We start from the raw sequence: 23,858 nt of genomic DNA on the forward strand, positions 1-23,858 counted from the left end.
GCTTAGTTCGTTTTTGGATTGGTATTTTGGGTTAATTCTAAAAATTGCGATTCCAAACTGTTTTTACGTTTTACCAGGTGGCTTAAAACAATGTTTTTTGAAAATAAAAACTGATTGAGTTCAGAAGCTGTTAATTCTGATTTTAAGTATACTAAAAGCTTTCCGTCTTCTTCTCCAATTCGGTCTACTGCCGGATGATTTATCAGAATTGTTTTTAGAACGGCATTGTCATTGGAACAAACTTCAAAGAAACTTTCATTGGCAGACATGGCATCTACAGAACCGGAGTATAAAATTTCTCCTTTTCTTAAAACTACGACATGCGAACATACTTTTTCGACTTCATCTAATAAATGTGAAGCCAGTAAAATAGTGGTTCCCTCCGAAGCAATTTCTTTAATAATATCACGTATCTGGTGAATTCCCTGCGGATCAAGACCATTTGTAGGTTCGTCTAAAATTAAAATCTCAGGATCGTTTAAAAGTGCCGATGCAATAGCCAGACGCTGTTTCATTCCTAATGAAAAGGTGCTGAATTTGCTGTGTTTTCTTTGAATTAAACCAACCAGACTCAGCTTTTCGTCAATTTTAGAATAATTAATGCTTTTAATTTTGCAGACCAGTTTCAGATTTTCTTCGGCTGTCATGTACGGATAAAAGTTAGGACGCTCGATTATGGCGCCTACTTTTTTTAACGCATCGTGTGTTTTTACTTTTCCGTCAAACCATTTGTAATCGCCTGATGTTTTGTTAATCACATTTAACACAATCCCTAAAGTAGTTGATTTTCCGCTTCCGTTAGGGCCTAAAATTCCGTATACATGTCCTTTTTGTATAGAAAAAGACACATTTTTTAGAGCCTGAATACGCCCGTATCTTTTGCTGAGATTTTCGATAGTAAGTATGGTTTCCAAATTTATTTCGGTTTAAGGTTTTTAGTAAGACGAATAAGCCCTGATATTGTTACGCGGAATTTAATTTTCTCTAAATTTGTAATAAAGTTATTCAAAATGAGCGAACCATTAATGGTTTTTAAAAAACCGTCTTACCCCTTAACACGCCCGCTGCTAAATTATCTGGACAAGTACGAACGTATTTCAAAAGTATCTATTTTTTACGATGACTTACTGCGGTTTGCGGGTTCAGTAAATGTTTACGATAAAAACGGAGAAGATACATTATGGATTCGGGTGTATTATGATGAATTTGAAAGAGTTGAAATAGATCTTAATCTTAAGAAAATATATTCGCTTCTGCATTCTGACGGGAATAATGAGATTATTCAGTATTTAAATGTGGATGCTATTGACTTTTGTACTTTCGGGAATTCAAAACCTTTCAGGGTAAAAGTCCGAAATATCCTGAATGATAACTATGTTCATTTTTATATTAAAAAAGCCGATGCTTCCAGAATTTACGGATTAGAACTCGAAGATATTCTGTCTCCGGATAAAATTAACTTTCTGGTTTACAATGATACCCTGATAGAAGAACATATTGTTGGGATTCCCGGTGATATTTTTATGGAAGTTTTTCTTCATACTTGTTCAGAAACCGAGAAAGCTCAAATTGCTAAAGAGTTTGTTAAATTCAACGAACGATGCATGATCCGGCTTTTAGGCGATATGCGGGCTTACAATTATGTAATTGTTCCAATTCACGATTTTGATCAGGTAGTGTATAAAATCCGTCCAATCGATTTTGATCAGCAATGTTATGAGGGAAATTTCAAAGTTTACCGTCCGCAGTTTTTTAAAGAGAACTATCCGATGATTTTATTGGTCAAAGAAAAGCTGGAAGAACGATCTATTCTTCAGTATAAAGATGAAGAAAGAGCAATTTTGGCAAAACGTATTTATTCGGCACAGGCCAGAATTACCAAATTACTGGACATTATGTGCCATGATACGATTTCGACTCAGGAACATCTGAAACAGCTTAAAATGGAATTGTACCATTATACCAATGATATGAAGTTTAAAAACGCTATATCGATGGGACATATCATGCACGCCGCATTCGAATTCATAACCCGTAATTTTAAAAATACTAACCTGCTTTAATATGCAGTAAAATATAAAATGAAATTTATGAAAAAGTCTTTTTTAATTGCTGTTTCAATTGTTTTATTAGCCTGCCAGCAGCAATCTGATTCTGATTTAAAAGAATTGTATTCGCTCCCGAAGAAATTGAAAGAAGTTTCAGGAATAACGTATTTTCCTGAAAACAATCTGATTTATACTTTAGAAGACAGCGGAAATAAAAATGCGATTTATGCTCTTGATTCTAAAGGGAAATTAGCTAAAACTATAAAAATCACCAATGCCGTAAATGTCGACTGGGAGGATATTACCAAAGATAAAGCAGGGAATATTTACATAGGCGATTTTGGAAACAATGATAATATACGAAGGGATTTGTGTATTTATAAAGTTGCTAAAAAACAGTTAAATAATGATCAGGCTTCCGCCGAATATAAAATCTCATTTTCTTATCCGGAACAAAAAGAATTTCCTCCAAAGAAAAAAGAAATGTTTTTTGATGTTGAAGGTTTTTTCGAACACGGAGGTTTCTTTTATCTTTTTACTAAAAACCGAAGCAAAGGTTTTGACGGAACTGCTTTTATCTATAAAATTAAAAATGCGGCAGGAACCCAGAAAGCGGTAAAAATTGGTGAATTTAAAACCTGCAATAATTACAATCACTGTGTTGTAACTGCTGCAACAATTAGTCCGGACGGAAAAAAAGTGGTTTTGCTAAGTCACGACAAAATTGTTTTGTTTAAAGATTTCAAAGGGGATTTATTTCACAAAGGAACTCAAACGGAAATAAACTTAAATCACTTTTCACAAAAAGAAGCGATAGTTTTTAAAGATAACAACACTTTGCTGATTTCAGATGAAAAGACAAACAAAATAGGAGGAAAGGTGTATGAGTTTAAGCTTTAATTAAGGTTCAAAGCTGCAAAGGAACAAAGGTTCAAAGTTTTTTTTTTAAGATTACAACTAAAAACCTTTGAACCTTTGTCACTATGTGCCTTTGTATCTAAATTAAAAACTATAAGCTGCTCCAAAAATAACCCTTCCCACTTCGTCAGGAGATTTGAAATAAGATATTCTGGCTGTAATTACATTGATTGCGTTCAACCAGAGTCCGCCGCCGTAATCATGATGCCATTTTCTTGAATTTTCACCATCAAGCCAGATTCTTCCGTAGTCAAAACCACCTAAAATTCCGTATGTCATAGGAGCAATGGTGCGTTGTATTTTTCCGATGCTTAAACGTAAATCAGAACTTTGAGAGAAATATGAACTTCCTAAGAAACGCTCGTTTCTAAAACCTCTCAAATCAGTATCACCGCCCAAAGCAGCTCCCTGATAAAATTCGTAATTATTATTTAAAATCGCTTTTCCTTTTAGGTATGTTGCCAGAATAAGTTTTCCGTTGTGATCGATTTTATGAGTAAACCCTAAAATACTTTCAAGAGTAGGGAAGTTCTTTTGCGTTTCGTTCAGATTAGTTGTCCAGGTTCCGGCAATCATAAAATGAATACCTAAAGTTGGTTTCGCTGCAAAATCAGAATTTTTGAACTGATATTTCACCTTTAAACTTCCAAAATTCTGACTGTCAAAAACATTAGGATTTACAATTCCCGGAAGATCAATAAATCGGTTTTCTGTTTCTTCAACCGTCATTCTTTGGAAAATTGGCTGAATGCTGAATTCGCTTCCGTATCTTCCAACATGCCTGATTGCTCCGGAAGCATTAAATTTGCGAATGCGGACACGATTGTAATCCATTCCAACTTCATCATTATCGTATTTGGTTTCATTTCCGTATCCAAAATAATTCATGGCAAAATTTGGAGTAGTGTATAATGATTCAACATCAATAACCCATTTTCCTAATAATCCTGGGAAATGAGCTGCGTAATTAAACTCCAAACCGCCCGTTGCAAAATAATAAAATGCATTAACAACGTGTCTTTGCGTGTACGGATTCTGTTTGAAATTATTAACCGTATAATTTAAGTTAACCCCCACTTTTACACCATCATCAGGATTAAAACCAACATTTGGAAGTCCTGAAATCACATTGTATTTGGGTCTTTCATAATTATATTGGTTAACATCATAATCATCTGTTAACTGCGTCTGAGTTTTAGAATCCAGATTATACGTGTTTTCTTTTGATTTGAAATCGTATACAATAACCCTTCTTCCGTTTTCGATATTGTAAGTATCATTATTCTGACCTCCAATTAAACGGATTTTAATTCTTGATTTCTCATTTCCTTTAACTTCAAAAATGTCATTATCATCCAAACCATAGATCCATAAATTTCTGGTTTTGGCATCGGTTACATTTTTGGTATACAATAATTCATCGCCTTCTTTTTTAACCCTGAAAACCTGAATTTCAATTCCTTTTCTCACATTATGATTCAAAACAAATTTGTCTTTTTTGTCTGTTCCGGCAATCATAATCGTTTTGCTTAAAACATCAGAATAGCGGACTGCATATTTTTGAAGATCTTTCTTTCTGTTTTTCAGCTTTGCTTTTATTTCGTCAATCGTTTCATCCTGAACCTCTTTTGGCAGATTTTTAAAAGCAGCATCGATATCGCTGTCCGATAAGTTGTTCTGAATGTATTCAGCCTGTTCGATCCAGTCTTTTTCTGTCGCTGTTTTTAAGAAAGCCAGATCCATAGGATAAGGTTCTCTGCTCAGCCATTTTACGTTATCAATTTTGTATTTAAAAGTTCGCATGTGGCGAAGTGCAGGAATGTTCATTAAAATAGAAAGCAAGGCTCCGTCATATTTTACAAATGCCTGATCACGATCACGCGGAATTGGTCTGTAGATTACCTTTCCGTCTTCTTTATACTCTGCCCAGCGCCATTGGTCACTATGCCTGTCCCAGTCGCCTAAAAGCATATCAAACAAACGGGCTTTGATGTATTCTTTTTCATCAACAACATATTTTTCGTCTTTATGCAGATTCAGCATCATATCATCTGTTCCAATAATATTTGTTGGTTTTCCAAAATTTTTGCCGTCAAGATGATTGTCAGCAGGTCTTTCTTCCACCATATACAATTGATCTCCAAAACTCGCATTGAATTCTCCTAAACCATTTTGTTTTGGAATATAATATAAAATAGGGTTGGTATGCCTTAGATTAATTTTGTCCGACATGCTTCCAATTGCAAAAGAAGAATACGGATGCGAAGTCGTATAAAAATCAAATAAGAAATCTTCGGCATAGGTTTTTTCAAAATCATTTACGACATATTGATCTTTAAAGGCAACCGACTGTAAAAAGACTGTGGCGCTTTTTTTCATAGCACGCATTACATATTCACGCCCTTGCGGATCTGACATACGCAAAGAAACCGACTGATGACCACCGCCGCCGCGAATAGGTTTCAGCCCGCCTTTTAAAGTATCTACCGTTGCTGTTTCTGCTTCGATTGGCATACTGTAATATTTTCTGTAATGTTGTCCGAACAAAAATTTATGAAACATACTTTTATCTGTCATTTTTGTTGAATAGATAGAAGTCGTCATTTTTGAAGGGAAATTATTCGGAATATCCGAAGCCCAGTTGATTTCTTTCGCTTTTATGATTTCACGTTCGAAAAGCAGTTTTTCTTTGTTGTTTTCATTTCCAAAGAAAGAAACCTTCGCATCGCCGCTTTTGTATAAAGTTAAAGTTGCATAACCATTGCCTCCATATGAAAAATCAAACGGATTTATTGCTCGTGCCGCTTCTGATTTTGATCCGGCACCGCTGATAATCTGCTGAATGTTTTCTTTGCTGATATATTGCAGATTATGATCGTGGCCCGAAACTACAATTACGTTTTTCTGTTTCTGCAAAAGAGTTTTAATTCTTTTGGCATAAATGGTATACTGTTTATTTTGAATATCCTGCGGACTCACTCCGGATGTTTTTCTCAACAAATTAATAAACGAGCCAATTACCGGAAGCGGAATTTTTTTCTCCAACGGAAATAATTGTTTCTCCAGCGAAAATTGCCCGCCGTGTGTTCCGTTGCTTAATAAAGGATGATGAATTGCGAGAACAACTGTTTTTTCCTGATTTTTATTTAAGATACTTTCGAGTTCATCAAAAAAGTCTTCACGGGTTTTAATTTCGCAGTTATCATTAATCGTAGGATGATTGTCCCAGTCTTCAAGAAACCATTCGCTGTCTACGATTATTAACGTGGCGGTACTATCAATTTTTACATCCTCAATTGCGCAGGATTTTCTGGGCATGAAGGCTTTTTTATCATCTAATTTTTTTGTTACATAATCTGCCTGTTTTTCAAGACCTTTAATACCGCTGTACCAGTCGTGATTTCCGGGAATAAAAATGGTTTTTCCTCTAAAACCTTTCGCTAATTTTAACTGATTATCCAGTTTTGTTTCGGCCAAAGCCCTGTCCTCAGATTTTTTATCAGCCGGAAAACCTTTAGGATAAATATTATCTCCTAAAAACAAAAGTGTTGATTTTTTGCTGGCTTTTTTAAGCTTTTTATGTAAAAGGTCAAGTGTCTGCTGCGCCTGTTGTTCATCGGCATTTCCGGCATCGCCCGCAAGATAAAATGTATGTGCAATTTTTATGGTATCTGTTGCGTTTTCTGTTTCGACAGCACCAACATTTTTTCCGTACTGAGGCTTACGCGTCGCACACGAATAAAAAATGATCAGCACTATAATTGCCAATGAAAAGTTTTTAATTTTGGCAATAAAATGATTATCCAAAAACAATTTCATAATTTAGTGGTATAAAATATTCTCTATGAATTTAATAGAACAATCCGAAGATTTCGTCAGTAATTTACTCAAAGATAAACTTTCTAATCTATATTCTTATCATAATTTTAACCATACTTTCACAGTAGTAACAGCGGTAAAAGAACTATGCAAAAAAGAAGATGTAGAAGGTGATGATAAAGAGGCACTTCTGGCCGCAGCATGGTTTCATGATACGGGTTATATTGAAGGATATGAAAATCATGAGGAAGCCAGTACCAAAATTGCATCTGATTTTTTAAGACAAAAGGGAAAATCAGAAGAATTTATTGCGCTGGTGTCGGGTTTGATTTTGGCTACTGCCAAAGAATATGAACCAAAAACACATTTAGAAAAAATCATTAAAGATGCCGATTATGCGCATTTAATGGGAACTGAATATACTACAACCTGCGAATTACTTCGTTTGGAACTCAAAAATACCGGAATTGTAAATTTTTCTAATGCCGAATGGACAAAAGAAAATTTAAACTTTTTATTAAATAAACATCGTTTTTATACAGATTATGCCTTAAGAAAGTGGCAGCCTCTAAAAGAAAAAAATCTACTCGTTATTCAGAAAAAGATAAACAAACAAGAGTTGAAAGCGGCGGCGGCCATCGAAACCGAAAACAAAAAGAAAGATAAAGTAGAAAAACCAGATCGTGGCATTGATACTTTGTTTCGTGTTACGCTAGGGAATCACACACGTTTGAGTGGAATTGCTGATAGTAAAGCTAATATTTTATTGTCTGTAAATGCGATTATTATTTCGATCGCACTTTCGACCATTATTCCAAAATTAGACAGCCCTAAAAATGCACATTTAGTTATTCCAACCTTTGTAATGCTTATGTCGAGCGTAGTTACCATTATTTTTGCTATTCTTTCTACAAGGCCCAAAGTGACATCCGGATTTTTTACGCGTGGAGATGTTGAAGCCAAAAAGGTCAATTTAATGTTTTTTGGAAATTTCTACAAAATGCCTCTTGAAGATTATGACTGGGCTATGAATGAAATGATGAAGGACCGTGATTATTTGTACTCAACAATGATCAAAGATTTATATTATTTAGGATTGGTTTTGCAACGAAAATATAACTTACTCCGAATTGCCTACAATTTATTTATGTTCGGAATTATTATTACCGTGATTTCGTTTGTAATTGCTTTTAAATCAATATGATTATTGGGTTTGATGAAATTTAAACACATAGAAACATAGATTTTATTTCTAAAAGAGATTGAAGAAAGAAACTAGTTTCTAACACATAGCTGAAAATGAAGAAAGCTTTGTCAAATTCCAAACTTTGACAAAGCTTTTTTTAACTAACTAAATTAGCCAAAGCTATGTTTGTTTAAAAAAATGAAATGCCTCTTGTAAGTTTTCAAAATCTATGTTTCTATGTGTTTAAAAAAATAAATGGCATAAAAAAAGCCCAACTTTTAGTTGAGCTCATCTAATAAATCTTGATATGTTATTTTTTTGACCGCAGCGTTTGCTGCATTATTGATTACTTTCACACGAATTGCTCTCAAACCAGAAACTCCCTGAAGGTCTTCAACTTCAAATTGTTCTATTGCCGGTTCAAGAATTTTTTTGTGCTGCAGATATTTAATGTATTTTAAATATTCGGCTTCTTCGCTGTTTTGAGAATATACGATTGTAATTTTCTCTTTTTCGGTAATTCTTTCATTTGTGCCTTTAATATTCGATTTATCGATACGTTTTTTAACTACTTCATATCTTGCATTATACGTTCCATCAACATCAAAACGTTTTTCATCCATTCTAAAACGGATAGAAAGCGGCTGACTAAATACTAATATTAAAGAAGTAACATCCAACTCATACGGAAGCGATTCTTTAAGCTGATGATGTTCTAATTCCATTTCGCATAAAGTTTGTAACTGCCACAAACGAAGATTATGCAAATACATAATATCGAAAGGTTTAGTTGGAGAAATTGAAGCTCCGATATACAAATTGTGTTCTACACCATCAGTTTTAAAACGTTCATAATAATGCGGATAAATTTGCTGTGCCTCAATTTGTTTTTTATCCAAAACAGCTGCCAGTCGTTTATTGATAATCGACATTGCATTATCAAACTTTTTTCTTTCCTGATAAAACATTCCTGTTTTTTCGTCCAGATTTTCAAAATACAATTCTTCCAGCTTTTCGTTTTTAGAATTTTCTCTGGTGTTTTTTAAAATCGGATGAATTTCTTCTTCAATATATCTTTGAATATGTTGTTCAGTATCTGCTTTTAAAGGAAAATCCAATTCGCTTCGAAGTGACTCCAATTCGAATTTTCTTTGTTCCAAAAGCACCAAATTAGAATTAGGTTTTTGATTATCGAAAATTTCCAAAATCGCAGAAAGCTGATTTTTTAAGTCGATTTTTACTGTTTCGTTTCTATGTTCAGACGAACTTTTAATATCGATTTGTCCGTACAACGGAAATACATTTTTGAAGACAATTTCCTTAAAAATATAATCCTTTGTTGGATTTGTATTCTGAAAATAATTTTGAGATTCTTTTTTAAATTTCCAATATACACTTGGATGAATTGTAGTGTATTCACGTTGAATAATCGCTTCAATCTGATGCTGCATATCCGTATTATAGCGATCAATAGTATCGGTTAAGTAAGGCAGAACCAATTCTAGTTTTGTAGCATTAACGGAATTTAAATCTCTTGGGTTTTCAGAAACCAATTCGACAACTCCCAACAAATGATTGTCTTTAACAACAGGCGCGAAGATACAGCTTTGAATATTTTGTTTTAACAAATGCTGTCCTAGTATCTTGTTTGTAGATTCTTCTGTAAATTTGCTGACATTCGAAATAACAAAAGGTTCGTTTTTGTCGAGTAAGTTTTCGAAAGAACAACCAAAAAAAGCATTTTTGCAGTCTACTTCCTGATCGGCATGAAGCAGGAAACTATTTAGATGGTTATCATGTTTGGTTGGTCTTATAAACTTTTCTTCTTCAGGATTATAAATAATAAAACCAACTTTTAAGTTTGGCAAATTAAAAATAGATTGAAAAATATTTGAGATTTCCTGATCTGTTGTAACAGTTTTTACTTCAGGTTTAAGTAAACTGCTTTTTAGCGTCGAAATGGCACTTTCTGTAGTGGCATCAAACAAAGATACGATTCCAAAACCTCTCAGGATCCAGCTTCCTTTTGGGAATTTAGATTTCCATAAATTGATATCCTGATAATTGTCAATCAGTTGGTCAATATCTTCCTGAGTTAAATGAACAGCATTTTCTGTGGGAATAATTTCCATGAAATCAGCATTATACAAAATGCGATAGTGTTTCTCTACACCAATTTCGTTTGGAATGTCATAAAAAAACGGTTTATTGAAATCAATATGCTGATTGTAATAATCACTTAAAATTAAACAACAATTATTAATATAAAATTGATGCTCATCAAAATCACGAATTTCCATATAAAATTCGTCTCCGGCATTTTTCAGAATTTTTTTAAAACGTTCTGTATAATTAAAAGAGATATTTTGAAATGGAATGGTGACGGCTTTTATTTCATTGTGCGTCAAAGCAGTCGGAAACAAATCGGCTAATATATTTTTAATTAATCCTTCATTTTCTTTAATGACAGAATAATCCTGAATTCCGGTTTTTAATTCCGGAATCAATTCGATTTGCTCTAAAATTGCTTTGGCATAATTAGATCTGTAATCGATATTTGATAAAGCGATTGCTTCAAAAGATTCGATTAGTTTATGAAATGAAATTATGGTAGTGAAAGGACTTTCTTTAAATAAGTGAATATCCATCGTGGTATTTTTTTATACAAAATTAATGATAAATTAAAAATGCCCGACATTTTTTTATTTCTTTAATTTATAGCAATATAGATATTTGTTTAAATAAAAAACAGCAATTACATTTTGTAACTGCCGTTTTTTGTATTTAGTTTAATGAATGCTTAAACTTATTTGTTGAAAACATTTGACTGAAACCAATCTTGTGCATTATCAATCATTTCTTGTCCGTACTGTTTCCGGATCATATTATGAACCCATTGCAGATTTTTTTCGCGTAACGAATCTTTTATTTTATTTTCTGTTTCAATCATTACCTGATGTATCGCACAAACGCTGTCTTTTTTCCACGGAAGGTTTTCCTTGTCCAGCATTATACAATTATCTCTAATTTGATTGCATTCAAAAAATGAAATTTCTCCTTCTACGGCAAGAACAATATCTAAAAATGTTATTTCTTCTGCTGATCTGGCTAGTTTATAACCTCCTTTTACTCCGATATTTGACTTAACGATTCCTGCTTTTTTTAATTTGGTAAAAGCTTTAGCCAAATAAGTTTCGGATATATTTTGAAAATTAGCCAAATCACGCACCGTTATGGTTTCGCTTTTCGGATTATCAATCAAATAAACCAGAGAGTGTATCGCATATTCAACATTTTTTCCAAGAGTTGGCATACAAATAATTTGATTAATTTGTTGAATGTAATTTAACACATAGAAACATAGATTTTTATTTCAAAAAAGAGAGTAGAAGAAACTAGTTTCCACACATAGAAGCTATGTGCATTTAAGTAAGTGAAACGCCTTTTTTAAATCTCTAAAAAACTATGTTTCTATGTGTTGAAGATAATTACACGCAACAGATAATTTGATTAATAAATATTAAGCGTTCTGGCTCACATTTGGAACTTCTGGAAAAGATTCTTCCAGAGCAGTTTCAACATCATCAGCAGGATAAATTAGTTTTGTAGTAACTTCCATTTTGATGTTTTTGCCTTCAATTCCGCTTACCGCCAGACTGCGTTCCCAGCCAGTTGTCAGCATTCCGTCTTCTTGGCCCAAATCGACACAAGTAACATAATCTGTATAATTGTAAGGTTTTAAAGGTTGAGAAAACAAACTGTTTACCGCATTATGTCCCGCCCATTTTCCTAAGAACATAGAAAACTGACATGCCATAAGAGAAGTATTTCCTTGGTCATCAACCGGAATATTAGCAACGTCTCCGGCTGCAATTACATTTTCATGTTGTTCCAATTGAAGATATTTGTTTACATGAAGACGTCCCAAATTATCTTTTTCGCCTTTAAAGAAATTACAAAGTGAACTTGCCACCAATCCAACAGTCGAAATAACCGTTTGTGAAGGTATAAAAGTGCCATCGCTTAATGTTGCTCCGTTTGAAGTTACGCCTGCCAATGAAACACCTGTCATGATTTTCACGTCTTTAGATTCTAAGGTTTTTATAACATAATCCTGCGCTTCAGCTGAATAATAATTTCCTACTTTATCCCCTTTTTCTATAAGCACGACTTTAAAATCCATTGCATCCTGAGAATAAGTATTCCAGATTTTCGCTGCTTTTTCTTTAATTGTTGTAACTATTTCTAATCCGGTTAATCCACTTCCGGCAACTACAAAAGTCGCTGCACCTTCTGCATTAAAACCTTTTTCTGCCAATTGTGTTACATGATCTTCTAATCTTTGCGCACCATTGAATGTGTCTACATTAAAAGTATTTTCAATACCTGGAATGTTAATTGCTTTTAAAACACTTCCTGAAGAAAGCACAAGAAAATCATAAGTCAAAATTCTAGATCCACTGTCTGTTGCAACCGTAACCAGTTTTTCTTCCGGATTGATGATTTCTGCTTTACCAATAATTAATTTGATGTTTAACGGCTTAAAATATTTATTAAGCTCAACTCTTAATCCTTCTAATGACACCTCGTATAATCTCGGACGAATCGTCATATATTCATCCATATTTACTAAAGTTACCTCTAGTTCGCCTTCTTTTTTTAATTCACGACTTTGTCTAACAGCACTTAAAGCACTCCAGAAACCTGCAAATCCACCTCCAATAATTAATAACTGCTTTTTCATTTTCTTTTAATAGATAATTACGATATTATTTGTCGCAAATTAAATGAAATAAAACTTAATTATAAAATAAATCTTACATTTTATTTGAAAGTTATTTTTCTAAAGTATCTAAAATCTTATAATTTAAATAATTGTGGCTTTGTTTTTTTTTGAGTTAAAAAAGTAAAAAAGTTTTTTCCGATGCTATATAGACTAAAATTGCTTTAAGATTCAGACATAAAAAAACGGCAGTTACAAAATGTAATTGCCGTTTTCTGTTTTAGTAAGTAAGTAATAGAAAATGAAAACTTCTTAGCTTTTTTCTTCTTTATTGAAATACACTAAGTAGTAATACATTTGTTTTTCTTCATCCCAGCCTTTTTCAACAAATTTCTCTGCGCTTTCCGGATTGATGAAATCCATTTTAATCTGAATGTGGGTATCCAGATTAATTACGTTTTTAATCGATTTTCTGGCGTCAGAAACTGCTGCGTTGGCGATAGGGAATGTGGTTACATCTTCGATGCTGTATTTTTCTCCTTTATCAACTTTATAGTTTTTAAATTCAGGAATTAAATCAGGATTGTCTAGTACTTCATTCAAGAAATTTTGTTCTTCAAACTGATCATTTTTAGCGAAATAATTCACAGATCGGTTCATAAACATAACTTCCTCTTTCTTGTCTTCTGCCGGCAAAACAACGTCTTTTGCGAAGTTTTGACAGAATTTTAAATATTTCTTTGTGATGAAATTTTCATCCTCAAAAGCATCAACAGATAAAAAGTGCTCTAGCCAGTAGCGCGCATCATAACGGTTGCTGTCTACAGTCAGGATTTTGTATCCTTCTTCTTTTTTGTAGTTGAAAATCAAACATCCTTTATCTAATTTACTCAGGTTAATTCCCTGTTGTAAAATCATTTCAAGGTTGCTTCCGTTTTCTTCAAACTGCAAAAAGTCAGCCTGTAATTCGCTTTTAAAAATACCAATTGCATCAACAACATTGTTATCAATACTAAGATTAGTCAAATAGGTTACATAAACCTCTCCGTTTTTAATGTGCGGGTGATTTGACTGTTCGTATAAATGTTTTGTGATTTTTTTAGAAACCTCATGAACATTCGCCGGATTAGCAAAAATTTCAGTTGCATACTTAAACATGTCGTTGTAGTCTAAGTCTACTTCATGTGCAAACTGATAATAGTTTTCTTCTTTTTCTCTAAAAGGTTTAAAAAAGAATTCTTTTATCAGCGGTACAATTTCATCATTTAAGTTAAATGGCTGCTCTGATAAGAAAATAGCCTCATTACGGCTTTTGTTTCCTACGCGGTGTATCGCCAGCGTGTCGATGTGGGTGTTGAATAAATTGATCATTTTTTTTCTAGGTGCTGAGGTTCTGAGATCCTAAGGTACTAAGGTTTAGCTCTATCTTTTATTTTTTTTATAAAAGAAACTAACATTCTTTCTACCTCGCGACTATCCTCATATAAGTTATTAAAATCGTCTTCTTTTAAATAAGATATATTTTTTGCGATTTCTAATTGCGTTTGCATTTCAAATAGTGAGCCTATAGAAATGTTTAAAAAACGTAAAAGATCTTTATCACTTTCTCTTCCAAATCCTTCAGCTATATTACTGGGAATAGAAATCGAACTGCGTCTGATTTGTGAAGTCAATCCGAAGATTTCTTCTTTTGGAAATTTGTTTGTTAAGGAATAAATTTTGGTAATCAAGTTCATTGACTTCTGCCAGATAATTAGGTTTCTAAAGTTACTCATTTCTTATTTTTAAATTAAATATAAAAATAAGAAAAAACCTTCAAAATAAAAACCTAGAACCTTAGCATCTCAGAACCTTAGAACCTCAAAAAAACTAATTCCAATTCTCCTCAAATCCGTAATCTTCGAAGCTGTCATCGCCCTCGAACATGTCAAGATCGTCTTCGTCAAGGTCGTCTTCAAATTCTCCGTAGATATCGTCGTGCATATCGGCTTCGAAGTTTTTTTCGATGGCTTCATCCGGCATTTCACCGTGAGAGAATAAAGTTTCTGGATAAGTTGCTCCAACAGCTTCTTCTTCGATGGCGGCCAGTTCGACTAAGAAAGTCCACATACTGATGAAATCGTAAACATAGATAATCTTTGTATTTTCTTTGTCTAAAATACTCGACAACGGATAATCGTTCATGGTTCTTTGTTCTCCCGGAACATCGCCTGTATCAAAAAGCGGAATTTCATCTTCCTGATTCCAGGTTTCATCACAAGTGTAGAATGAAGCCACTTCTGACCCGTCAAAACCAAAAGCATTGAAGATTGCATTATGTAAATCCTCAAGAGTATCGTCTTCAAGAATTGCGATGTCTCTGAAGATATCTTCTTCGGCGTCTAGAATTACTCTAAATTTATAAACCATAATCTTTGTTTTTATTGAGAGGTCAAAGGTAAAATATAAAAAACGAAATCCGAATCAGGAATCGCGATTTGTTGAAAAGATTTTAAAATGCTGTTTTTATTAGTTTTAACTTACTTTGTGTTCCTGCAAGGTTTTCAAAACCTTGTAGGTTTGATTATTACTAAAGTTATACCTACAAGGTTTTGAAAACCTTGCAGGAAGAGAAAAACTTATCTTCTGCTAAGTCTTTTTCTAAGTTTATGATAATGTTTATGGTAAGTGTTATGACTTGGATAGCTTCTGCTTGGTGTCATGTTGTTAAAAATCAAAGCCGTTAAAAGTAAAATAAGGACACCTACTAAAACAGGAGAAATCACATACATATAACCCAATGATTTTACTTTTTCTGTACCAATAACAGCAATAAGGGCTGTCGCGCCTCCCGGCGGATGAAGTGTTTTGGTAATCTGCATTAAGATAATGGCGATTGAAACAGCCAGCGGTGCGGCAACCCACATAATATCCGGAACCAGTTTATGAACCGTTACGCCAACAATGGCCGAAACCAAGTGCCCGCCAACTAAATTTCGGGGCTGAGAGAATGGACTTTGGATAATTCCGTAAACCAAAACACTCGAAGCTCCAAAAGAACCAATTAAATAAACAGCATCAGGTCCTGAAAAATGTATCGACTGCACATAAGCCAGAATTCCAATTCCAACAAATGATCCTAAAAATGACCAAAAGTGTTCCTTATAATCGATTAAAGTTTCTTTATAAAGAATGTAACGTGTTTTGCGGTAACTTCTTCGAATTTTTTGAGTCGGCATAAGTCTTTAAAATATTTATTGTGGTATTTTTTGCTGCAGATTAATTGATTTCAGATAATCTCTAAACCTTATAATCTGCGGCAGAAAAAAACATTTTATTTGATTAAGCTTGGTGAATAACTGTATACAGTATAAGGATAAATTGTTTTTGCAGTGTATTTTGAAATTAGACAAACCACAAGAATTGGGAAAAATAATGTGTAATCGTTTGTTAATCCGCATACTAAAAATATGGCTGTAAAAGGCGCATGAATGCTCGCGCTTAGAACTGCAGCCATTCCGATAATCATAAAGTTAACCGGAATTACATTGACGTGGAAAAAGCTGTTTAAAACTGTTGCCAGTAATAAACCTAAGAATGCACCAATAAATAAACTCGGAGCAAACACACCGCCATCGCCTCCGGAAGCAAGTGTAATCGAAGTTACAATTGGTTTTAAGATTAAAATAGCAATAAATGTTAATGCCAAAGTTACTGTTAACTGGGTTTGAGATGAAGTTCCAAAGATGCCCTTTATCGCGTGATAACCTTCTCCGTACAATTGCGGGAAAAAGAACAGCGAAACACTTAAAACAACAGAACCAATTAGAATTTTATAATAATGTCTTTCTATTTTAGAAAACTGAGATTTAAAGAATAATACACAACGTGTTAGGTAAACGGAATTGATTCCGGCTAAAATTCCCAATAAAATAAAATACGGAATTGCTTTTAACTGCCAGCTTACGATTGAAACCGCAAATAATGGTTCTTCTTTTAAAATAGTAAGCAAACCAAAAGCAATCGAAACCGCAATTACATTTGAAATAACAAATGCTCGTGTTACTTTTCTGGAAATGACTTCAAAAGCAAACAAAACACCTGCAATTGGACTGCTGAAAAGTGCCGTAACTCCTGCCGCAACTCCCGCGCAGATTAATTCTGTTTTGTACTGACGGAAAATATTTTCTTTTTCATGGGCAACAGAACCAATTGTTGCAGTTGCTACAACTGTAGAAACTTCGATTCCGGTTGAACCACCAAAAATTACAGTTAATAATCCGTTGATAAAGTGAGACGGAATTTTGTAAGAAGGAAGATTTTTTGAATTTTTTCCTGTGCTTTCAAAAACTTCTTTGATTCCCTTGTTTTCTTTTTTCTTAAAAAGATACTGTCTTAAGAAATAAATTACCGATAATCCGAAAACCGGAAACAGGATATAAAATAGTGGGTTAACCGATACTTCATGAAAGAAGATTTCTTCGTAATATTCGGTTATTTTTTTTAATGAAATTCCGAGAAAGGCAGAAAGGAAGCCAATTAAAATAGAAACAATAACTAATTTTCGGAATTTGATAAATTGATGATTTTTTTTGATTTGCGCCGTTTTGTTCATCATTATTAGTTTGAAAAATCCGCAGTTTTTTTCTGCGGATTACAAAATTAAGAATCAAATTCGGTTTTTTATAGAAAATGTTTAATATAATGTGTTAAAACTCAAATAAACAAGAAAAATCTTTCGTTAGTATAAAAGTGTAAAAGATAGCCGTGAAGGGGCTAAGGCACAAAGTTTTTTTGATGCAAAGTCAATAAATACGGGCAGTTTTGTCATTTCGATTGCAGGAAGTAATCACACTAGCATTCCATAAAGTAAAATCTTCAATCTGTATAGAATTTCTGAAAGAGAAAAATCTTAAATTTTTAATTTGGATTGCCTCCAGCTTTAGCTGGAGGTTCAAAGTATGTATGGAAAAAGGCTTTAGCCAAAAAATCGTTTTGTTTGGCTAAAGCCTTTTTTACGGACTTTATATTTATTCATCCAGCTGACGCTGGACGCTATTGATAAACTTATCTTTCATAAAACTCGATAGGAAGTAAATCCGGATCGGCAATAAAAGTAAAACGCTTTTGAGTTGTTTCATCGATTCTAATAGGTTCAGATTCGATGTTTTTTGAAGTTAAAAAAGCAACGGTCTCGTTTAGGTTTATAACTTCAAATGCTAAATGACGCAATCCTACAGCTTCCGGTCTCGAAGGACGTTTTGGCGGATCGGGGAATGAGAATAATTCAACTACATAAGAACCATTCAGAGCTAAATCTAATTTATACGACCGGCGTTCTTCGCGATAGATTTCGCGGATAATCGTTAAACCTAAAATTTGTGTATAGAAATATTTCGATTTTTCATAATCAGAACATAAAATGGCAATATGGTGGATTTTATTGAGGGTAAGCATTAGATTTTGGTTTCAGATTCCTGATTTAGTTTTCGAATTACTTTTGCGGGGTTTCCAACTGCCAGCGAATTGTCCGGAATATCTTTGGTAACGACAGATCCTGCGCCAATCACGCATCCTTTCCCAATAGTTACACCCGGACAGATTACCGAATTACCGCCAATCCAGCAGTCGTCGCCAATCGTAACAGGATATGCATTTTCAAGCGATTTTCGTAACTCAGCATCAAGCGGATGCGAAGCTGTGTAAATTTGAACATTTGGAGCAATAAAAACATTCGATCCAATATTTACAGGCGCGCAGTCCAAAACAACGCAATTCACATTAAAATAAACATTTTCGCCGCAAAAAATATTATAGCCGTAATCACAATGAAAAGGCGGTTCGATATAGAAACCTTCTCCTGTATTTGGTATTAGTTCTTTTAAAATTTCTTTTGCTTTTTTAGTAACTCTGTATTCTTTTACATTAAGGCTGTGCAAGAGATTTTTTGCGGCACGGCGGCCTTTCAATAATTCTGGATCAAAGGCGTTGTAATATTCGCCGGAGATCATTTTTTCTTTTTCTGTTTTCATATTGGGTATTACATTTTCGTCCTGGCGATTTTATTGTGAATTTTTGTGATTTCCTGCAAAGCTGCAGAAGAATACCAGGGCGTTAATTCAGCTTCGAGTAAATTGGCTTGTATTGCCGGATCTGTGGCAACGAGCGCTTTGGCTTCGTCTATAGTTTCGACATTAAAAATATAAATGCCGCGATAATTTTTGTCGTTTTTCATAAAAGGGCCGGCGACAGCCAGTTTTCCTTCTTTGGCCAATTTATTGATGTTTGCCATGTGGCCTTCAAATAATTTTTTGGATTCTTCTTTTGAAACAGTTGTATTAGTTCCTGATTTTAAAAGACAGAACACATATTTTTTCATTCCGTATTCATCGGCATGAAGTGATTTGGCTAATGCTTCATCATATTTTACTTCCGCTTCCTGAGTAAATCCAACAGCACTTACCATTAAAAGAAAGAATAAAAACAGCGATTTTTTCATGACAAAATAAGTTTAAAGTTTACAATTAAGTCTTGCTGAAAATTTGAATTAAAGACAGTCTTCATATTTTAAATCTATAAAATTCGGAATTTTTTCATAGTTTTTAGCTTCCCAGCTTTTAAAGGTAAAATCTTCAATTTTTTGAAGTAGAGCAACGTCTAATTCAATATTGGCTTGCTTACAAAAAGCTAAAATTACAGTATATCCCAAAATAGTCGGATTTGTATCGGTTGCAATTAGACCTGCTGCTTTTTTTATTTTTACTGTCCATTTGGCTTCAGTTTTAGAAAAAGCAAATTCTAATCCTTTTTGTACTGCCTTTTTCCAGTCTGTAAAACCCGCCTTTCCAGGTTCAGTTTCAGCAGGAATACTGGCGAGATAACCCATTCCAATCCAGCCATCACCGTTATACTCTTCTATAATTTCATTTTGATTATCATTTGGACTGATTTCAAGATTTACAACACCCAGAAAGGGTTTTCCGTTTTTTATCTTTCGCCATTGGTAATCTAGTGTTTCATCAATCATCAATAAGTTTATTAAAGCATTTTCTTTAAAATAACAATTTGACCTAAATGATACACATCATGCTGAATAATTCCGTGAATGTGTTCGTAATATGTATGACCATTATTAACATAGATTTTCGTCAGATCGGCATCATCAAAATCTTCAAAAAAAGTATTCCACGCTTCCTGTGTTTTGGCAAGTGTCTGTAATGATTGCTCCCAGGCAGCTTCTGACGGATCTAAAACGGGAACAAAATAATTATGATCCGGCGTTATAATCGTTTCGCCCTGCATTCGCTGTAAAATGTTTCTTCTCCACTGAATTAAATGGTTCACAATTTCCCAGATTGTATTCAGGTTAGGGTTTATTTTTCTATAAGCCTGTTCGGCGTTTACATTCTTTAAAGTATCTGCTAAATTAACCTCCAGCCACGGGTTTCCATTGTAAATAGATTGGTAAAGTGCTGAAATTCTTTTGTTTTCTGACATAGTTAGGTGGTTTTGGAATTCCTAGCTAAGATACAAATTAGTCATTTACAACTCATCCTCGAAATTCTACAATTGGGTTATTATATATTTTTTAACTTTAATTGTTAAAATACATTTGCTTCATCAAAAACCAGAGATGATATGAAAACCAAATTATTTTTTACGATTAGCTTTTTATTTTTTACAGCTTTAATTTTTGCTCAAAACACTATTTCAGGAAAAGTAGTAGATCAAAAAGGCAAACCGGTTGCGGGGGCAAATATTTATATAGACGGAACTTACGATGGAGCGACAAGTTCTGAAACTGGAGATTTTTCTTTTGAAACTGCCGAGACTGGAAATAAGTTTTTAGTAGTAAGCTTTTTGCTTTTTGAAACTTTTAAACAAGAGATTGATGTGGCGAATTACAAAGATCAAACTGTTAAATTAAGAGAAAACGTAAATGCTCTGGATGCCGTTGTAATTACAGCCGGAACATTTGAGTCCGGAGACAAAGCCAGGGTTTCGGTTTTAAAACCATTGGATATTGTAACTACAGCAGGTTCTGCCGGAAATATCGTGGCTGCTTTACAGACTTTGCCGGGAACACAAAGTGTGGGCGAGGACGGACGTTTGTTTGTACGCGGCGGTGAAGCCAGCGAAACACAGACTTTTGTTGACGGAATCCGCGTTGCGCAGCCTTACGGAGCTACAACCAATAATTTACCAACCAGAAGCCGTTTTTCTCCTTTCTTGTTCAGCGGTATTGCCTTTTCTACCGGAGGATATTCTGCAGAATACGGTGAAGCATTATCAAGTGTTTTGCTTTTGAATACGCAGGACGAGGCAGATCATGAAAAAACAGATATAGGATTAATGACGGTTGGTTTGAGTTTAGGAAATACTCAAAAATGGAATAAAAGTTCTTTGAGTGTAAATATGGCTTATATCAATCTGGCTCCTTATCAGGCTGTTGTTCCTCAAAATGTAAAATGGAACAGTCCTTATCAGTCACTTGGAGGCGAAACGGTTTACAGATATAATTTTGCAAACGGAATTTTCAAACTATATGCTTCTTTCGATTCTGAAAAATTCGATTTGAATCAGAAAAATGTAAATTTTGAAAATCCAATCCGTACCGATTTAAACAACAACAACTTTTATCTGAATTCTTCTTATAAAGGAACTTTTGGAACAGGCTGGCAGTTAACTTCGGGAATCAGCTACGGTTACAGCAAAAAACAAATCAAATATGATATAAATGATGTTGACAGTAACGAAAATGCGGCGCAGCTAAAATTAAAGCTTCAGAAAAAAATCTCAAATTATTTTAAACTTTCTTTTGGTACAGATTATTTCATTACAAAATTCAATGAAAATTTCAACGATAATATTTCTGTTGATGTAGCAAACGGTTACGATTCTAACATTTTTGCGGCTTATACCGAAGGGGATATTTTATTCTCTAAAAAATTAGCAATGAAAGTAGGTTTAAGATATTCTAATAATAGTTTATTAAACGAAAATAACTTTGCACCAAGAGCTTCTATTGCTTATAAAGTTTCAAAAAGCAGCCAGTTTTCATTTGCTTACGGAGATTTTTCTCAGACACCGGTTGTAGATTATATTAAATATTCTAAATACCATCAGTTTGAAAGTGAAAAAGCCAGTCATTATATCCTGAATTATCAGTTTACACAGCCGGGACAGACTTTTAGAGCCGAAGCTTACTACAAAGATTACCGTAATTTGGTTCAGTATGATACAAGAGATATTCAGTACAATTCGGTTTTTAATAACAACGGTTCAGGTTATGCAAAAGGACTGGATATTTTTTGGAGAGACAGCAATTTGTACAAAAATTTAGAATACTGGATTTCATATTCATACATCGATTCAGAAAGACAGTATAAAAACTTTCCAAACATGGCAACTCCAAGTTTTGTGGCCAATCATAATCTATCAGTTGTAACCAAATATTTTATTACCGACTGGAAGTCCCAGGTTGGTTTTACAAACAGTTTCAGCACAGGACGCCCTTACAACGATCCAAACCAGACACAATTCATGAACGGAAAAACAAAAGCATACAATAGTTTGAGTTTTAACTGGGCATATTTATTAACCACACAAAAAATCCTTTATTTCTCAGTTTCAAATGTTTTAGGAACACAGAATGTTTTTGGATATGATTACGCAAAATTACCGGACGCAAACGGAGTGTACAACAGACAAGCTGTAACGCCAACAGCAGATCGATTTTTCTTCGTAGGTTTCTTCTGGACGATCAGCCAGAACAAGAATGAGAATCAGTTGAAGAATTTGTAGAAAGAGCCTCTAAACCGCTAAGGTTTTATTTATCAGGAAAAAACGCAGAACCTTAGTAACCTTAAAAAAACAATTCATCATCAAAAATCAACAACTCAGCAGCATTTAATTTTAAAAGACTAAAAACCAGCATACTTTTGAAGTGTAGATTGAAAGTGACAAAGACAAAAGTTTAATAGATAGATAGTTAGCAAAATAACTTTGCCCCTTTGTACCTCTGTCCCTTTGAACCTTAAAAAAAAGAGTTTTAATCATCAATAAAAAACTTAGAACCAAAGAACCTTAAAAAAAAGAAATCATGACCAAAATTATTACACTTACCATGTTATTTATCTGCAGTTTAATGTCTGCTCAAAATGTGAAATTAACTGTTTCTGTTTCAGGTTTAAAAAACAATACAGGAATTGTAAAAGTAGGATTGTACAACTCAGAAGGAACTTTTCTTAAAACGACTTACCAAAGTCTTTCTTCTGAAATTAAAAACAATCAGGCAGTTGTAACATTTGATAATATTCCTGCGGGCGAATATGCAATTTCAACTTATCATGATGAAAACAACAACGGAAAACTGGATCGAAATGCAATGGGAATTCCTTCTGAGGCTTTTGCAGCATCAAACAATGCTAAAGGATTTATGGGGCCTCCTTCTTATAACGATGCTAAGTTTACTGTTAATAAAGATTCAAAAATCGAACTTACATTATAAATAAAACTAACTAATCAAGATCAACCATTTAATTACTTTAAAAAATGAAAAAAATCATCACTATAGCCGCATTATTTGCAGTAGTATTATGTTCTGCACAAACACAATTTGAACAAGGAATGACAAAAGCTTTAGGGCTTTGGAAAGAAGGGAAAAATGCCGAAGCTACGGCTTTATTTGAAAGAATTGCAGCAGCAGAGAAAAACAGTTATCTGCCAAATTATTATGTATCATTGATGAATGCGACAGCTGTTTTTACCGAAAAAGACAAAACAAAAATCAATCTCCTTTTAACGAAAGCTCAGGATGCGCTTGATGCAGAATTTATCAAAGATCAAAACAATGCTGAGCTGTACGTTTTACAGGCTTTAATTTATACGGGATATGTTGTGGCAGACCCAATGACAAACGGAATGAAATATTCCGGTAAAGTGATGGAAGCGTACGCAAAAGCAAAAGCGATTGACCCCAATAATCCAAGAGCTGTGTTTGGAGAGGCTGATTATCAGTTAGGAGGCGCAAAATGGACAGGCGTTGATACAAAACCTTTGTGCGCGCAAGTTGATAAATCTATTGAACTTTTTGCTACTTTTAAACCAGAAACTCCTTTTTCTCCTAAATGGGGATTAGAAAGAGCTTTGGAAATCCAAAAAACTTGTAAATAATTTAATTTAA

Annotated in this window: 21 protein-coding genes; 6 read left to right on the forward strand and 15 right to left on the reverse strand. The window is 33.9% G+C overall.

Translation table 11 applies throughout. The features are described 5' to 3' along the window. Nucleotides 1-2: 2 nt before the first annotated feature. Nucleotides 3-914, reverse strand: coding sequence for an ABC transporter ATP-binding protein (locus tag OZP11_RS20270; protein WP_281232307.1), 912 nt, complete (start codon nucleotides 912-914; stop codon nucleotides 3-5). Between the two features lie 96 nt (nucleotides 915-1,010). Between OZP11_RS20270 and OZP11_RS20275 the strand changes: the two genes are divergently transcribed. Then, nucleotides 1,011-2,063: a hypothetical protein gene (locus OZP11_RS20275; protein ID WP_281232308.1), complete on the forward strand. Its 1,053-nt coding sequence runs from the start codon at nucleotides 1,011-1,013 to the stop codon at nucleotides 2,061-2,063. A 27-nt stretch (nucleotides 2,064-2,090) separates the two neighbouring features. Continuing rightward, complete coding sequence (locus OZP11_RS20280) at nucleotides 2,091-2,948, forward strand: hypothetical protein (protein WP_281232309.1); 858 nt, start codon at nucleotides 2,091-2,093, stop codon at nucleotides 2,946-2,948. A 102-nt stretch (nucleotides 2,949-3,050) separates the two neighbouring features. Here OZP11_RS20280 and OZP11_RS20285 read toward each other — a convergent pair whose 3' ends face one another. After that, nucleotides 3,051-6,785: a metallophosphoesterase gene (locus OZP11_RS20285; protein WP_281232310.1), complete on the reverse strand. Its 3,735-nt coding sequence runs from the start codon at nucleotides 6,783-6,785 to the stop codon at nucleotides 3,051-3,053. Nucleotides 6,786-6,810: 25 nt separating this feature from the next. Between OZP11_RS20285 and OZP11_RS20290 the strand changes: the two genes are divergently transcribed. Beyond that, nucleotides 6,811-7,989, forward strand: coding sequence for a Pycsar system effector family protein (locus tag OZP11_RS20290; protein WP_281232311.1), 1,179 nt, complete (start codon nucleotides 6,811-6,813; stop codon nucleotides 7,987-7,989). Nucleotides 7,990-8,249: 260 nt separating this feature from the next. Here the strand turns inward: OZP11_RS20290 and OZP11_RS20295 are convergent, their stop codons facing one another. From OZP11_RS20295 to OZP11_RS20355, 13 genes are all read right to left on the reverse strand, one after another. Further along, nucleotides 8,250-10,619 (reverse strand): GAF domain-containing protein, encoded by a 2,370-nt coding sequence (locus tag OZP11_RS20295; RefSeq protein WP_281232312.1) that lies wholly within the window; start codon nucleotides 10,617-10,619, stop codon nucleotides 8,250-8,252. Nucleotides 10,620-10,777: 158 nt separating this feature from the next. Beyond that, entirely contained in the window at nucleotides 10,778-11,284 is a 507-nt protein-coding gene (locus OZP11_RS20300) for an RrF2 family transcriptional regulator (RefSeq protein WP_281232313.1), read from the reverse strand. 207 nt (nucleotides 11,285-11,491) lie between these two features. Further along, a complete protein-coding gene (locus OZP11_RS20305) occupies nucleotides 11,492-12,715 on the reverse strand; it encodes an NAD(P)/FAD-dependent oxidoreductase (protein ID WP_281232314.1) in 1,224 nt (407 codons plus the stop codon). A gap of 291 nt (nucleotides 12,716-13,006) precedes the next feature. Next, nucleotides 13,007-14,065, reverse strand: a complete 1,059-nt coding sequence (locus tag OZP11_RS20310; protein WP_281232315.1) for a nucleoid-associated protein — start codon at nucleotides 14,063-14,065, stop codon at nucleotides 13,007-13,009. 38 nt (nucleotides 14,066-14,103) lie between these two features. Continuing rightward, the gene (locus OZP11_RS20315) at nucleotides 14,104-14,469 is read right to left on the reverse strand and encodes a four helix bundle protein (RefSeq protein WP_281232316.1); all 366 of its coding nucleotides are present in this window, start codon (nucleotides 14,467-14,469) and stop codon (nucleotides 14,104-14,106) included. A 94-nt stretch (nucleotides 14,470-14,563) separates the two neighbouring features. Then, nucleotides 14,564-15,103, reverse strand: coding sequence for an IS1096 element passenger TnpR family protein (locus tag OZP11_RS20320; protein ID WP_281232317.1), 540 nt, complete (start codon nucleotides 15,101-15,103; stop codon nucleotides 14,564-14,566). Between the two features lie 209 nt (nucleotides 15,104-15,312). Further along, on the reverse strand, nucleotides 15,313-15,912 hold the full coding sequence (locus OZP11_RS20325; protein WP_281232318.1) for an HPP family protein: 600 nt from the start codon (nucleotides 15,910-15,912) through the stop codon (nucleotides 15,313-15,315). Nucleotides 15,913-16,007: 95 nt separating this feature from the next. Next, complete coding sequence (locus OZP11_RS20330) at nucleotides 16,008-17,291, reverse strand: chloride channel protein (RefSeq protein WP_281232319.1); 1,284 nt, start codon at nucleotides 17,289-17,291, stop codon at nucleotides 16,008-16,010. 449 nt (nucleotides 17,292-17,740) lie between these two features. Further along, the gene (gloA2, locus tag OZP11_RS20335; RefSeq protein WP_281232320.1) at nucleotides 17,741-18,130 is read right to left on the reverse strand and encodes an SMU1112c/YaeR family gloxylase I-like metalloprotein; all 390 of its coding nucleotides are present in this window, start codon (nucleotides 18,128-18,130) and stop codon (nucleotides 17,741-17,743) included. Beyond that, complete coding sequence (locus OZP11_RS20340; RefSeq protein ID WP_281232321.1) at nucleotides 18,130-18,705, reverse strand: sugar O-acetyltransferase; 576 nt, start codon at nucleotides 18,703-18,705, stop codon at nucleotides 18,130-18,132. The genes gloA2 and OZP11_RS20340 overlap by 1 nt, the downstream gene beginning before the upstream one ends. A gap of 8 nt (nucleotides 18,706-18,713) precedes the next feature. Beyond that, a complete protein-coding gene (locus OZP11_RS20345) occupies nucleotides 18,714-19,172 on the reverse strand; it encodes a YciI family protein (protein WP_281232322.1) in 459 nt (152 codons plus the stop codon). A 48-nt stretch (nucleotides 19,173-19,220) separates the two neighbouring features. Further along, entirely contained in the window at nucleotides 19,221-19,700 is a 480-nt protein-coding gene (locus OZP11_RS20350) for a hypothetical protein (protein WP_281232323.1), read from the reverse strand. Between the two features lie 11 nt (nucleotides 19,701-19,711). After that, nucleotides 19,712-20,170 carry a DinB family protein gene (locus tag OZP11_RS20355; RefSeq protein WP_281232324.1) on the reverse strand — a complete coding sequence of 153 codons (459 nt, stop codon included), beginning with the start codon at nucleotides 20,168-20,170 and terminating at the stop codon, nucleotides 19,712-19,714. Nucleotides 20,171-20,311: 141 nt separating this feature from the next. Between OZP11_RS20355 and OZP11_RS20360 the strand changes: the two genes are divergently transcribed. The 3 genes from OZP11_RS20360 to OZP11_RS20370 all read left to right on the forward strand — a co-directional run bounded on the left by OZP11_RS20360 (nucleotide 20,312) and on the right by OZP11_RS20370 (nucleotide 23,848). Further along, on the forward strand, nucleotides 20,312-22,477 hold the full coding sequence (locus tag OZP11_RS20360; RefSeq protein ID WP_281232325.1) for a TonB-dependent receptor: 2,166 nt from the start codon (nucleotides 20,312-20,314) through the stop codon (nucleotides 22,475-22,477). Between the two features lie 298 nt (nucleotides 22,478-22,775). After that, nucleotides 22,776-23,183, forward strand: coding sequence for a DUF2141 domain-containing protein (locus OZP11_RS20365; protein WP_281232326.1), 408 nt, complete (start codon nucleotides 22,776-22,778; stop codon nucleotides 23,181-23,183). A gap of 44 nt (nucleotides 23,184-23,227) precedes the next feature. Further along, entirely contained in the window at nucleotides 23,228-23,848 is a 621-nt protein-coding gene (locus OZP11_RS20370; protein WP_281232327.1) for a hypothetical protein, read from the forward strand. The last annotated feature ends 10 nt before the right edge of the window (nucleotides 23,849-23,858 follow it).

It is taken from the genome of Flavobacterium gelatinilyticum, from assembly GCF_027111295.1.
GTDB classification, from domain to species: domain Bacteria; phylum Bacteroidota; class Bacteroidia; order Flavobacteriales; family Flavobacteriaceae; genus Flavobacterium; species Flavobacterium gelatinilyticum.